Below are 12,105 nucleotides of genomic sequence, written 5' to 3'. Positions count from 1 at the left end.
TCTCAGAAGGCCCTCAGTGTGTACACAAGGCCAAAGACCCCGATGAAAAACCCGACAACCTGAATAAAAACATAGTGGCCGTCAGTGAACTCAATTTCTTCAGAGCGTCGAGTTGTGCCGGCAGCTTTCTGCCGACGGTCAATCATAACAATCCACTCGGGTTTCACTACACAGATTATCCCAAAAAGCAACAAAAACGCGGGGACAATCGTCATCATGGTTCTACTATTTTTCAGAACCAAGTAAGAAAATTACTGTTGCAGTACGCACGGTCAGCTCACGGACGATATCTTGCCACGGATGCTGACCAAATCGGAGGTAGACAATGAGTGACGACAACGACGTGTACACTGCAGCACAGGCGAGAGAGTGGCAGGACGGCTATCACGAACGCCCGAACCGAGAAGTCCACCCACACGGCGGGATCGTTCAAGATCCGAAAGTGAGCCGATGGATGAGCATCTACGAGGCCATGTATGACCCTGAAGAAGCCGATCGGCCTGAGAAAATGCCCGGAGAGGCTCGGAACTTGGCTGAGATGCGCCTCGTTCGCGAAATGGAAGGCACCGAAGTGTTCCGCCGAGCAATGCGAGTTGGCGATACACCGACACTCAAGCACTTCACTGGCGACACTAACCAGCGATCGGACATTTCAGGAATCAAGGCGATCGGAAAGGTGGACAAACTCGTAAATGGCGTGGCTCCGGTGATTGTCATTCTCGGTGAAATGGGAGCTGGGAAGACTGACTTCTCGATGCTGTTAGCACAACGCTGGTCAGCTCTCCAGCCAGAGGATCGGCTGGTCGGAACGAACATCAAGAGCCTGCAAGAGAAAACTCGCTGGGTGGACGATCGCGGCGATCTCCGAGATGGGTGGATTTCGAGCTACGGTGAGTTGATGGAATGGGTCAAGCAGGACGGTGATCCGATCGAGCACGCCCAGCGCCCAAAGCTATTCATTGGAGATGAGTTCAGTAGTGCTGCTTCAGGACGTGGAAAACAAGGCTACGAAACTGCGATGAAAATGGCTCCGTTGGTTTACAAGATCCGAAAATACGGCGGGGCGCTCATCTACATTGCTCACGGTCCGAAATCTATCCATCCGATGCTGTGGCGCGTCGGCACGATCGTCAAGAAAGTGAGTCAAAAGCGGGCGATCGTCGGTGACTCAATCCGATCGAACCAGCTCGCAGATATTCAGTTCGAGCTCGAGGGAATCCCACCGACAGACTGGCGATTCAACACCAAAGAAGCGAGCGATTGGAGCTGGCGATCGCATAGCGAAGAGACTGAGGAGATGAGCGAGAAGGACGTGGTTCGTCGGACCGCGATCTGGACGGCAATCCGCGGCAAAGAGATGGGAATGTCAAACCGCGATGTGGCCGAATTCGTCCCGTACAGCCACGAATGGGTCCGATCGCGGTGGAACGAGTACGATGATGAGGGCAAGCATACAGATGCACTTGCCAGTGTGGAGGCTGCGATCGCATGACAGCGGCGACTTGCCAACATGACAGTGCCAACCGACACCCTATATGTGGCCCATACAGTCGATCGCTGCAAGCGATCTCTCTACCATGGGCTGTAGACGCAGTTCTATATATTGGCGCGTGCGAGCGCGTGATTCCAACATGAACCGATCGCACCGAGCGAACCATTTCGGAACTGCAGTTGAAAAGAAGATGTTCGAGAAGTACGGTCTCGAACCAGATCGGCGATCGTGGTGTGACGCTACGCGATCGGACGGCAAACCAGTTGAAATCAAATCAACGATGCGCACACACTCGGATGGACAGCCGGGGAACTTCAAACTGTACGAGCAGTACCACCGGAAGCTCCGGCGAAAAGGGGGCTACTACGTGTTTGCTGTGTATCGGGTTCGTGGGCGTGGGCTGCAGATATTGCGATCGAAGATGGTGCACTCATCGCAGTTGCCACGGTTGAGCTGGCACGGTGGTGGTGAACATCGGCAAAGTAGACAAACAAAGATACCTGTTACACAACCACTTTGACGCTATTGATTTTATATTTCTTCTTGACAAGAACAACTTATGAGAGATAAATATATCCGGCAACACTACGTTCCAAAACATCATCTTAAACAGTTCTCACCAGAACCGGATGGGTCCAAAGTGTGGTGTTATGACAAATATCAACAGAAGTCATTTCAGGTATCTACTAGAAAAATTGCAGTTGAAAATTATTTTTATGATGGACCAGAGGAAGATGCAGATACTGAGAGATGGTTACATAATTTGGAAAATAAGATTGCTGATGAAAATGGCCCCTACGATAAAATAATGCGGAACAATGAGTTTAGTACCCGGATACTCACCCCAAGGGAAATATATTATTTTGCTATGTATATTTCCGTTCAAGAATTGAGAACACGAATGTGGCGTGATATATTAAAAAACAGTTCAGAAAAATTAGCGAATATCTTAGGAGAGGATATTCCTGCTGAACTGAAACATGAAATCTCTAATTTTAGTTCTGAAGCGTCATTAAGGAAATTTCAAACAGATTTCTTCAAGAAACATGTACCTAGGTTTTCTGACATGCTAGTCAATCGGATGGAGTGGAACGTTATAGAAAATAAAACATCAGTCCCCCTATGGACCTCTGATCATCCAGTTATTCGATATAATACCAATACGAGAAAATCAGCAGGTGGTAAAGGCTTGTTGTCATGGGGAATTGAGATTTTCTTTCCACTATCGCCAAATAAAATATTACACTTACTTGATAAGGAGGAATACAATACAGAACGGCAATTTATTACTGATGAATTCCACGATGTGAATATACCTATATTCTATAATGATCTACAAGTGCAAAATTCTACAAGACACATTTTTTCTATCTCAGAAGACTTTGAATGGGTTGAAAAAAGGCTCAGCGATAGTCCCGAATTAAAGAACCCAGATCGGGATTTAGTAAATATACAATATAGGATACCAGATGACACATACACACAGTATGATCATAGCTATCGGTGAAAATTTTTTGCGCGCTGTGCGGAGCTGTCTGTGGTATTTTGTTGATGTGGCCTTAGCCACACATTCTAAGGAACAATGGGAAGCCCCGCTTCCAAATTGCTTCCCGACAGTTCGATCGGCGTTTACGCGATCGTGACTGTCACAACATCCGAACTAAAATGAGTTTGTACTAGTCTGTAAATAGTGCAAGTATACTTGCAGAAATAAAGTAAAATAACAGCAAAGCCTCTCAGCAGTCGGGCTCTTAGGTCACAGATCGGCCTTGGCTCCAGAGCTCCCATTCGCGATCGGTCACGGATTCGATCGCTTCACGGTATCGTTTCGCTCTGCTCGATCCCGATCGAGGTGCGATCGTCTTGGCTTCGAGACTCTTGTACCGCTTGCGTGTTCCATCTTTCAGGGTCAACACTGCGTGTACGCCGTGGGCGCCACCACGATCGTTGTGCGTGGACAGATACGCCGTTTTGATCGATCGAATAACTTCGCGAGCTTCGTACTCGTCTTCAGGTTGGTAGCTCACCTTCAGTAGCTTCCGGCAGTCGTCAGGATCGCTGTCAACAGTGATGTTGTACTCACGGCGGGTTTCGGACCACTTCGATCGACGGCGATCGCTTGCGGCTTCCGCAGCTGTCAGTACTGCGTGCTCTACCGTGTTCGTAAACTCTGCTCCTGTCGCTCGGACTCGTTCGAGCAACAGATCACGCTGATGCTTCGAGGCGATCTCGATCTTCCCGTACGTGTGCTTAAGCACCGAACCACACCGATCGATAATTTCTCGAATCGTCCGGTAGGAGTACCCAGTCTTCTCTGAGGCGTTGGTAGGCGAGATTTCGCCGCCATCCGAGAGCAACAGATCAATCAGCTCCCTATCGCTCTGTAAGGCTGAACCCCACAGTGACATAACTGCCGCCTCCTGAGCGTCTTTGATCTCTGGTAGCGGACACGCAACCAACTTCCGCGATCGTTGGTGGCCATCTCTTGCAGTGAAATACGCGTCTTTGACGAACACACCACCGTTTCCACTGTGGTCGTCACCGTCGTTCCCGTGAACCGGCAGCCCAGCCCAATCAAGCGTGTTCAATAGCGTCTCTTCGAGTTCGCGAACAGCGTCTTGTGTATCTTCCCAGTACACTGTTTCGTCAGTGAGTGAGGTTTGATACGCAACTTCGAGCTTCGGGTGGTACAGTGGATCGTCGGGATCGTCGCGTGGCTCGATCGGGTAGTAGTGCTTAATCTCCTTACCGAGTGTGTGGCCCTTGATGAGATCGTGCGATCGTTGATCATTCACCGAAGTGGTGACGTAGTAGCCAGGTATCTTTCGGTGGTCTTCGACGTGCTTGCGGTAGCCTTCGCGATCGCCTTCGAGCAGTTGGTGTGAGCGGGCGATCGGCCCATCTGCAGCGTACACTGGCCCGCTTTCGGAGCGTTTCAATCGTGTGTAGACGGCTATATCCTGCCAGTTGCTCATTTCGTGAACTTCCTGCAGATACTTCGGGTTCACGTCAAACGCGCTAATCACTTGGATCGCGAGCTTGTGGTACAGTGTATGATCGATATTCGACGCTTGAATCTGGACGTCAATGTACGGCTTCCCGATGTTTGGGATACCTTTTACTTTCTTTCCGTTCGCCGTCAGTCCCGGCCACCGCGGTCGGACGGTCATCGTTCCACCACGAATTCGTTTACTCTGATCGGCCTTCTCGCCATCATACAGTTCATCTTTTGCGACAAAATAGAACCTGAATTCAGGAACACTCTGTAGGTGGTAGTCCTGGTGCTCGCGTGGATCGAGCGGGTTGTCCGTGTCGTAATCGTACGCTAAAGCCCACTCATCACCGTCGAAATGAATGGTGCGCGTTGGTTTGCCGGTCGTTTTCCAGCCGTCGTGATCTTTCCGAACGCGATCCATTGCAAAGTACGGCCCAAGCCCATACGCTGAGAAGATGAGGTGGAGATCTCCCTCGTGGGGAGCACAGTGAACGAACGTGTCCACCGTCATTTTCTACCCCGTTCAAACTTTTTCTCAGCTCTCCGAAGCAGATTCCCGATCGTACCAGGTGATCTATCGGTAGTCCGTGCGTGTTCGCGAACACCGATACCGTTCAAACGAACGGCAACGTAGGCTTTCCGCTCAGCAGGGCTCAGTAGATCGAGATCAACATCGGAAGTACCACCGAACTCGGATAGACGAGCCTGCCCGCTCATCGAGACCACCCCACAGCCTCACAGCCATGCCGTCCGGGTGAGGTTTCAGGGTCAGGCGTGCGAGCGTCAACACCAGCTGCACTCCCTTCTCGAATTCGAACCAGCGTATCACACGATCGGCAGCGGTGGGCCCGATCGTCTTGGTCGCCATAGACACGCCTGAAGTCCGTGGTTACGTGGGCTCCGCAGTGAAGACAGACAGCCTTTCGAACCGGCAGCTCAAGCCGAACTGCCATTAGCAGTTCACCCCGTTCTGTCGGAAGTTAGTAATAGTGTGGAGGGCCGAATGAGAGGCGTCTCGTGGGGGTATTTTACGGGTGAAAGAAGCGGAAAATTTAGCCGCTTCTGACTTAAATTCAGTGGGGACGGAGGGATTTGAACCCCCGATCGACTGATATCTCCGGTGTAGCGCCTCGGAACTCCAGAGGGTCGTCAACGCGATCGATGATCAGTCGACCGCTCGGTATATCAGTCTGGAGTATCGTCCCGGGCGCGTGGCCTCTGGAGTCAGTCGCCATGCCTGGCTTGGCCACGTCCCCGCTATCACTATATTGTCCGATCGATAGTAAAGGGGTTTCGATTGAAACTCGCGACCGGCGATCGAATTAGATAGTTGTCCCTAGGTTACTGCTCTTCTCGATCGCTCCACGAACAATCTTGACACTTGTATCCGGTTACAAATGCCGTGACGCTTGGCATATATCCAACTGAAATAACGTTTCCACCACAGTCGGGACATGGGTCATCTGCATCTTCAATTTGAGTAGCCTCCATGGGACGCTCTCCTTCAACAAGTTCAGCCAATCGTTCTGGTGTTACCATTCGACCTTCGACAACGCGGTTGCTCATACAGATCACAAGATGGGCGTATAGTAAGGGATTATGGGTGCGGAGGGGTTGCGTCAACGAGTATTGGTTACCGCTATGAAAAATCGTGTAGGTATGCAATCAGAGCCACGGCGCACGTGACTCATCTTCGCCAGGGTATCCGTACCCAGTCTCCTCAGATTCCGGCTCCTCGAAGGACTCTGCGGACGACGAAGACTCGGATTGTGTTTCTTTTCGGTCCCGATCGGATGCGGTATCAGTGTCTGCTTCAGTCGGTCCAGACGGTGGTTCGTCACCGCCATCGGTTGCGGCCATCGCCGTCGAATGGTGGTCATCTGAATCGCCGGCAACTGCACCACCCCCATCAGGGTCGTATGCGAACAGTGCCGCAACAACCAATACAGCGAGTGCGATCGGTGCCTCCGTGTTCAACACACCCAAGATTGGGAGCGCAAGCACACCAAGGGCAACCGAACTTCCGAAGCGGAACCGATCGAGATCGACATTACCGCGGAGGCTTGGTGCAAACATTGCAACCGCAAGAGCGAACCCAACACCAACACCCGCGGCGGCAGTTGCGTTAACGACAAGCTGTGGATCGTCAAGGAACGCAACCGTGAATCCGTTCGGCTCAAGACTCGCAACGAGTCCAAGACCAATGATGATACCCGGGCTTGGAAGGTATTCCCCAATTTTTGAGCTTGCCGTCTTTGCAGCGATTGCCAAGATAACTAATCCGGCAAACCGCTCGAAGATCGCCATGTTGAGCACGCTCGCAATCATTGGTGCAAGGGCTGCTTCGATCGCCGCGATCGGCAGAATCAACGCACCAATTAACAAAACAGAGGTGACCTGCTGCTTTCGCGTGCCGTCCATCTCTGCAAGAATAACTGCAAGTGTCGCAGAGCCACCGAAGATCAACAGTCCAGTCTCGAGGATGCCAAACGTCGAGTTAAGCGTCCCAGCCAGGACTAATGCGACAAAAATCCCATCAATCAGTGGGAGTGCCATAACTGTTGCCAACAAGCGGGTTGCACCACCAACACGATTCTCTAAACGAAGGGCGATCGGATGCCGTGAGACACTCATTTGCTAGTTATGGCCGTCACCGTCGGCCGATCGGTGATATGAGTGCAACCCGGAACCGTCATGGGGTACAGATCCACCACTAATGGATCGTTTCACTCCCAGTGAAAATTTTGTAAGTGTTTTAAATGTCCACATCCGTGTTGCACAGGTCCCTCGGAAGGCGTTTACGTGACCAACAATGCACGGTGCTGCGAACTGCTGGGAGTTCATATCTAAAATAAACAGGACTATGCTATTAAAAGTTGCGTGATAATTGGAACCATAGGTTTTGATTTATAGATTGAGTATATAAATTATGCTGATGATTATAGAAGTTATTCGATTAAAACCCGTAAGTGCATCACAAGAAATTTGGTATTGTTCACATTTGATAGTATAAATTGGATAGTATCTAACACCTGCCGATCAACACCGCCTTTTTACGGATCGTGTTGTTTTTGATGCAAGTAAAAATCGTCGCAGCAGCACGCACAAACACATGATACTGTACAGATGCGTTAATGTGATTGTCCAACATACTCATAGAAGTGCAAACTCGCAATGCTTTTGCGGTTGCCACAAAGACGATTTATATGGCGAACGACGTTCCTCAGTCAGGTACTTTCTCTGAGAAGCTCCGTGTTCCAGAGGCATTGACATTTGATGACGTACTCCTCCGACCGATGGAGAGCCGCGTTGAGCCAGACGATGCAGATGTGGCAACACACGTCTCGAAAAACGTTAAGTTGGAGATTCCGATTCTATCGGCAGCAATGGACACCGTTACCGAAAGCGACCTTGCGATCGCGATGGCGCGCGAAGGTGGACTTGGTGTACTACACCGAAATATGACGGTTGAAGAGACCGCAGATGAGGTTGCACGGGTCAAACAAGCGCACGAGCTTGTCATCCGGCGAGAAAATGTTGTAACTGCAAACCCAGAACAAACAGTCAGTGACGTGGACAAGATGATGGGCAGAGAAGGCGTCTCCGGTGCACCAGTCGTCGATACAGACGATACTGTGCTCGGCATTATTTCTGCAACTGATATTCGGCCATATCTTGAAGTCGGTGAGTCTGATGCAGTCAGCGAAGCGATGACTGATGAAGTGATTACTGCGTCGGAAGATGTAACGGCTCGTGAGGCGCTCGAACTGATGTACGATTATAAAATCGAGCGCGTCCCAATTGTGGACGAACAGAGTCGGCTTGTCGGACTAGTCACCATGCAAGGTGTTCTTGAGCGTCGAGAACACGAATATGCTGCCCGTGATGAAAGCGGACGCCTCCGTGCAGGTGTTGCTGTTGGCCCATTCGAAATCGATCGCGCAACCGCAGCTGACGAGGCAGGCGCAGATGTGCTGTTCATTGACTGTGCGCACGCCCACAATCTCAATGTGATTGACTCCGCGCGCGAAATCAAGTCCCTTGTCGACGCAGATGTTGTTGTTGGAAACATCGGTACTCGTGAAGCAGCGCAAGAAATTGCTGACTTTGCTGATGGAATGAAAGTGGGTATCGGTCCGGGATCGATCTGTACAACACGTGTTGTTTCGGGTGCTGGTATGCCACAGATTACTGCCGTCTCAGAGGTTGCAGATGTTGCAAGCAAACACGGAATCCCCGTCATTGCAGATGGTGGAATTCGGTACTCTGGTGATGCGATTAAGGCGATCGCGGCAGGAGCAGATGCAGTCATGCTTGGCTCATACTTTGCAGGAACCGATGAGGCGCCTGGGCGCGTTATTACGATGAACGGGAAACGTTACAAACAATACCGAGGGATGGGTTCGGTTGGTGCAATGAAATCCGGTGGTGGCGACCGCTATCTCAAGGATGCAGATGAAGAGGACGAGTTTGTCCCAGAAGGTGTAGAAGCAGCGACACCATACAAAGGAACGCTCGCGTCAGAACTCCATCAGCTCGTTGGTGGGATGAAATCTGGAATGGGATACGTTGGTGCAGAGACGGTTCCAGAAGTCAAAGCAGCGGCCCGATTTGTCCGAGTGTCAGCAGCAGGGCAGACCGAGGGTCACCCACACGACGTGATGATCACTGACGAAGCACCAAACTACAGCCCACAAAACGAGTAACTTCGTTTCGTATTGCAGTAATTAAATACGCTGGAGAACTGAATCGGTGCGTATGGAGACACAAGAACTCCGACAGGCGCTGGGGAACGCCGGGCTCTCACAGTATCAATCGGAGGCATATATTACGCTTTTACGGCTCGGGTCAACGAGTGCAACGCGGTTAGCCGATGAATCCTCCGTCCCGACTGCACGAATCTACGATGTTGTCCGCGATCTTGAAGATAAGGGCTACGTTGAGACGTACGAACAGGATAGCCTACACGCACGTGCAAACAACCCCGAAGTAGTATTAGAAGACCTCCGTGGGCGTGCAGAGCTCCTCTCAACAGCGGCAAAAGAGATTGAAACACGATGGGAAGAGCCGACTGTTGACGAACATAAACTGAGCATTGTCAAGCGGTTTGAGACCGTATTCGACCATGCAACACGGGCGATCGAAGGGGCAGAGAATGAGGTACAGGTTTCGCTATCAGTTGACCATTTTGCAGCACTCCGTCCGGCATTAAAAAAGGCATACGAGAACGATGTTGTAATTAAAGTAAGCATTCATACTGCGGTCGTTTCTGAACGGCCAACACTACCAACAAAGATGTTCGAAGGGGTAGCAACGGAAGTTCGATACCGTCCGCTTCCAACACCATTTATCGCCCTCGTAGACCGCACTGAAGCGTGCTTTGCACCAACAGGTGGGTCGCTGAATCAGTATGGCGTGCTGGTCAATGATCGAACGCTAACATATGTTTTTCACTGGTATTTCCTCACTTGCCTGTGGGAAGTCTGGGAGGAGATCTACAGCGTCCGATCGGAGGCCCCACCAATATTATATACGGACATCCGGCGGTGTGTTCGAGACATCGAACCGCTCATCACAGCGGGTGATACGGTCCGTGTGACGGTTGAGGGGTACGATACAGGGTCCGGTGCCGAAAAGCGTATTTGTGGAATCGTCACTGATGTCGCGTACGCTGGTGCATCACAACCGGGTGAAGCGGTTCCACTCGCACAGCTTGCGGGACAAGTTACTCTGTATGTAGAGGATGAGACTGGTAACACACATACTGTTGGTGGATGGGGCGCGGTGGTCGAAGATACAGAAGCAACCCGAATTACGGTCGTTGACGTTGCACCAGTCCAGTCGGAATAACTACGGTGTTGGGGTGTGAGTATAAATATGCATGTGGGATATCGCTGTCGCCAAGAGGTATTTTCTTATATACGGGACTGTCACTGTGATGTGTGAATCGAGAGGGAGGAAAGGAACATGAGTGAGGAACCTCCAGTTGTACTTATTGTCGAGGATGAGCCAGATCTTGCAGATCTATACGCTGCGTGGCTTCAGACCGACTACCAGGTACGGACTGCCTACGGAGGCCGAGAAGCATTAGATGAGATAGACAGCGAACTTGATATTGTACTTCTCGATCGTCGTATGCCAGGTCTCTCCGGTGACGAGGTCCTTGTTGCACTCCGTGAGAGAGGAATAGATTGCCGTGTCGCGATGGTGACCGCAGTTGAACCTGATTTTGATATCATTGCGATGGGATTCGACGACTACCTAATCAAACCAGTTACAAAAGATGCACTAAAAAAGACAGTCTCGAATCTCCTCTTCCGTAATACATATGATAAGGGTGTTCAGGAGCTATTCAGCCTCTCTTCAAAAAAGGCGCTTCTTGAAGCTGAGAAGGGCAACTCAGCACTCGAAGCAAACGAAGAGTACCAAGAGCTTACTGCTCGAATCGAAGAACTTCGAGATGAATTGGATCGGTCTATTGGCGAGGTATCCGAACACGACGAGTTCGTCAATATGTTCCGATCGATCGAAGCGGATGCTGATACCGACGCAGCGGCCGAGTTCGATGATAGCGATCCGTTTGGTGGCACTCAATAACGGAAATCCCCCAACTGACAACCGATCTCGATTTTTCTCCGAAGTTGGCTTTCGAAGCGATTTGTTGTGGTCACATCCCGCTACTAAGAATCCAAATCACTGCGATTCCAAGAATAAATATTGCAAACGCAACGCCACCGAGAAAAACCATCAATTTAAGCCCTGCCTCCCGACTCTTTTCGGCGTTATCGGCCATAGACAGTATAGGCGACCAACAAATAAAGATGGCTCGCTGAGAAACGAAGAGTCTCAGTGAACGGTCCGTTCGTCGCTGAGATCGATTGCTTCAATCGGGTCTGCGTTCCCAAACGCTGGTGCTGGTCCATCATTCGGTGTCGCCCATTTAACACCGTTTACAAGTACCTGTTGGATGTCTTCATTATGATAGACAGGATACGTCTCGTGTCCCGGTCGGAAATAAAACACTTTTCCGTTACCGCGGTGGTAACAGCATCCCGATCGGAACACTTCACCACCCTCGAACCACGACGTGAATACAAGCGTATCCGGTGCTGGAATATCGAACCGTTCACCATACATTTCGGCTTCTTCAATCTCAATATACTCGTCAATACCGTCTGCGATCGGATGGCCGGGTTCAACAGCCCACAATCGCTCTTTTTCGGCTGCTTCTCGCCATTTGAGCGAACACGTCGTCCCCATGAGCTGTTTGAAAATCTTTGAGTAGTGTCCAGAGTGAAAGACGAGCAATCCCATACCCTCAAGAACCCGATCGCGGACACGGTCAACAATCTCATCGCTCACTTCATCATGTGCAGCATGCCCCCACCACGTGAGCACATCAGTGTTTGCAAGCACATCTTCAGTGAGCCCGTGCTCTGGCTCATCTAGCGTTGCTGTTGTGACATCGAACCCCGCGTCCTCGAACACGCTTGCCAGTACAGTATGAATGCCATCTGGATAGATTTCGGCGACAACAGTGCTCTCTTTCTCATGTCGAAATTCGTTCCAAACAGTAACTCGGGTCATAGTAAGTATGCAGAGTCGGTCGATAAGAAAC

The 12,105-nt window shown here is 50.7% G+C and carries 15 protein-coding genes and 1 tRNA gene; 6 read left to right on the top strand and 10 right to left on the bottom strand.

Annotation, left to right across the window (positions count from 1 at the left end; all coding sequences use genetic code 11):
* Positions 1 to 2: 2 nt before the first annotated feature.
* A complete protein-coding gene (locus AArcSt2_RS08695) occupies positions 3 to 167 on the bottom strand; it encodes a hypothetical protein (RefSeq protein ID WP_250583972.1) in 165 nt (54 codons plus the stop codon).
* A gap of 158 nt (positions 168 to 325) precedes the next feature.
* On the opposite strand from AArcSt2_RS08695, the gene AArcSt2_RS08690 reads away from it, so the two are divergent.
* The 3 genes from AArcSt2_RS08690 to AArcSt2_RS08680 all read left to right on the top strand — a co-directional run bounded on the left by AArcSt2_RS08690 (position 326) and on the right by AArcSt2_RS08680 (position 2,999).
* Entirely contained in the window at positions 326 to 1,492 is a 1,167-nt protein-coding gene (locus AArcSt2_RS08690; RefSeq protein ID WP_250583970.1) for a hypothetical protein, read from the top strand.
* Positions 1,493 to 1,631: 139 nt separating this feature from the next.
* On the top strand, positions 1,632 to 2,012 hold the full coding sequence (locus tag AArcSt2_RS08685) for a PD-(D/E)XK family putative nuclease (protein ID WP_250583968.1): 381 nt from the start codon (positions 1,632 to 1,634) through the stop codon (positions 2,010 to 2,012).
* A gap of 39 nt (positions 2,013 to 2,051) precedes the next feature.
* Positions 2,052 to 2,999, top strand: coding sequence for a DUF4238 domain-containing protein (locus tag AArcSt2_RS08680; RefSeq protein ID WP_250583966.1), 948 nt, complete (start codon positions 2,052 to 2,054; stop codon positions 2,997 to 2,999).
* Positions 3,000 to 3,243: 244 nt separating this feature from the next.
* Here AArcSt2_RS08680 and AArcSt2_RS08675 read toward each other — a convergent pair whose 3' ends face one another.
* From AArcSt2_RS08675 to AArcSt2_RS08650, 7 genes are all read right to left on the bottom strand, one after another.
* Positions 3,244 to 4,998, bottom strand: coding sequence for a DUF7845 domain-containing protein (locus AArcSt2_RS08675; protein ID WP_250583964.1), 1,755 nt, complete (start codon positions 4,996 to 4,998; stop codon positions 3,244 to 3,246).
* Positions 4,995 to 5,204 (bottom strand): sigma factor-like helix-turn-helix DNA-binding protein, encoded by a 210-nt coding sequence (locus AArcSt2_RS16805; RefSeq protein ID WP_425493654.1) that lies wholly within the window; start codon positions 5,202 to 5,204, stop codon positions 4,995 to 4,997. Before AArcSt2_RS16805 ends, AArcSt2_RS08675 begins: the two co-directional genes overlap by 4 nt.
* Entirely contained in the window at positions 5,201 to 5,440 is a 240-nt protein-coding gene (locus AArcSt2_RS08670) for a DUF7563 family protein (protein ID WP_250583962.1), read from the bottom strand. Before AArcSt2_RS08670 ends, AArcSt2_RS16805 begins: the two co-directional genes overlap by 4 nt.
* Before the next feature lie 124 nt (positions 5,441 to 5,564).
* A tRNA-Trp gene (locus tag AArcSt2_RS08665) sits at positions 5,565 to 5,743 on the bottom strand.
* 85 nt (positions 5,744 to 5,828) lie between these two features.
* Entirely contained in the window at positions 5,829 to 6,053 is a 225-nt protein-coding gene (locus tag AArcSt2_RS08660; RefSeq protein ID WP_250583960.1) for a DUF5795 family protein, read from the bottom strand.
* 99 nt (positions 6,054 to 6,152) lie between these two features.
* On the bottom strand, positions 6,153 to 7,121 hold the full coding sequence (locus tag AArcSt2_RS08655; protein WP_174653855.1) for a DUF5794 domain-containing protein: 969 nt from the start codon (positions 7,119 to 7,121) through the stop codon (positions 6,153 to 6,155).
* Positions 7,122 to 7,124: 3 nt separating this feature from the next.
* The gene (locus tag AArcSt2_RS08650; RefSeq protein ID WP_250583958.1) at positions 7,125 to 7,331 is read right to left on the bottom strand and encodes a DUF8099 family protein; all 207 of its coding nucleotides are present in this window, start codon (positions 7,329 to 7,331) and stop codon (positions 7,125 to 7,127) included.
* Between the two features lie 362 nt (positions 7,332 to 7,693).
* Between AArcSt2_RS08650 and guaB the strand changes: the two genes are divergently transcribed.
* The 3 genes from guaB (at position 7,694) to AArcSt2_RS08635 (ending at position 11,084) form a co-directional block, all read left to right on the top strand.
* Positions 7,694 to 9,193, top strand: a complete 1,500-nt coding sequence (guaB, locus tag AArcSt2_RS08645) for an IMP dehydrogenase (RefSeq protein ID WP_250583956.1) — start codon at positions 7,694 to 7,696, stop codon at positions 9,191 to 9,193.
* A gap of 52 nt (positions 9,194 to 9,245) precedes the next feature.
* On the top strand, positions 9,246 to 10,337 hold the full coding sequence (locus AArcSt2_RS08640; RefSeq protein WP_174653858.1) for a TrmB family transcriptional regulator: 1,092 nt from the start codon (positions 9,246 to 9,248) through the stop codon (positions 10,335 to 10,337).
* Positions 10,338 to 10,454: 117 nt separating this feature from the next.
* Complete coding sequence (locus tag AArcSt2_RS08635) at positions 10,455 to 11,084, top strand: response regulator transcription factor (RefSeq protein WP_250583954.1); 630 nt, start codon at positions 10,455 to 10,457, stop codon at positions 11,082 to 11,084.
* 70 nt (positions 11,085 to 11,154) lie between these two features.
* Here the strand turns inward: AArcSt2_RS08635 and AArcSt2_RS16710 are convergent, their stop codons facing one another.
* On the bottom strand, positions 11,155 to 11,280 hold the full coding sequence (locus tag AArcSt2_RS16710) for a hypothetical protein (RefSeq protein WP_302928649.1): 126 nt from the start codon (positions 11,278 to 11,280) through the stop codon (positions 11,155 to 11,157).
* A 53-nt stretch (positions 11,281 to 11,333) separates the two neighbouring features.
* Complete coding sequence (locus tag AArcSt2_RS08630; protein WP_250583952.1) at positions 11,334 to 12,074, bottom strand: ThuA domain-containing protein; 741 nt, start codon at positions 12,072 to 12,074, stop codon at positions 11,334 to 11,336.
* Between the last annotated feature and the right edge of the window lie 31 nt (positions 12,075 to 12,105).

It is taken from the genome of Natronocalculus amylovorans, assembly GCF_023638035.1.
GTDB classification, from domain to species: Archaea; Halobacteriota; Halobacteria; order Halobacteriales; family Haloferacaceae; genus Natronocalculus; species Natronocalculus amylovorans.
The sequence above is the reverse complement of the archived record's forward strand: the minus strand, read 5'-3'. Positions and strand labels throughout refer to the sequence as shown.

What these genes read in the sequence shown, in the direction of transcription:
- AArcSt2_RS08690 (WP_250583970.1), top strand. Translation starts at nt 326, where the DNA reads ATGAGTGACGACAACGACGTGTACACTGCAGCACAGGCGAGAGAGTGG.
- AArcSt2_RS08685 (WP_250583968.1), top strand. Translation starts at nt 1,632, where the DNA reads ATGAACCGATCGCACCGAGCGAACCATTTCGGAACTGCAGTTGAAAAG.
- AArcSt2_RS08680 (WP_250583966.1), top strand. Translation starts at nt 2,052, where the DNA reads ATGAGAGATAAATATATCCGGCAACACTACGTTCCAAAACATCATCTT.
- AArcSt2_RS08675 (WP_250583964.1), bottom strand. Translation starts at nt 4,998, where the DNA reads ATGACGGTGGACACGTTCGTTCACTGTGCTCCCCACGAGGGAGATCTC.
- AArcSt2_RS16805 (WP_425493654.1), bottom strand. Translation starts at nt 5,204, where the DNA reads ATGAGCGGGCAGGCTCGTCTATCCGAGTTCGGTGGTACTTCCGATGTT.
- AArcSt2_RS08670 (WP_250583962.1), bottom strand. Translation starts at nt 5,440, where the DNA reads ATGGCAGTTCGGCTTGAGCTGCCGGTTCGAAAGGCTGTCTGTCTTCAC.
- AArcSt2_RS08660 (WP_250583960.1), bottom strand. Translation starts at nt 6,053, where the DNA reads ATGAGCAACCGCGTTGTCGAAGGTCGAATGGTAACACCAGAACGATTG.
- AArcSt2_RS08655 (WP_174653855.1), bottom strand. Translation starts at nt 7,121, where the DNA reads ATGAGTGTCTCACGGCATCCGATCGCCCTTCGTTTAGAGAATCGTGTT.
- AArcSt2_RS08650 (WP_250583958.1), bottom strand. Translation starts at nt 7,331, where the DNA reads ATGAACTCCCAGCAGTTCGCAGCACCGTGCATTGTTGGTCACGTAAAC.
- guaB (WP_250583956.1), top strand. Translation starts at nt 7,694, where the DNA reads ATGGCGAACGACGTTCCTCAGTCAGGTACTTTCTCTGAGAAGCTCCGT.
- AArcSt2_RS08640 (WP_174653858.1), top strand. Translation starts at nt 9,246, where the DNA reads ATGGAGACACAAGAACTCCGACAGGCGCTGGGGAACGCCGGGCTCTCA.
- AArcSt2_RS08635 (WP_250583954.1), top strand. Translation starts at nt 10,455, where the DNA reads ATGAGTGAGGAACCTCCAGTTGTACTTATTGTCGAGGATGAGCCAGAT.
- AArcSt2_RS16710 (WP_302928649.1), bottom strand. Translation starts at nt 11,280, where the DNA reads ATGGCCGATAACGCCGAAAAGAGTCGGGAGGCAGGGCTTAAATTGATG.
- AArcSt2_RS08630 (WP_250583952.1), bottom strand. Translation starts at nt 12,074, where the DNA reads ATGACCCGAGTTACTGTTTGGAACGAATTTCGACATGAGAAAGAGAGC.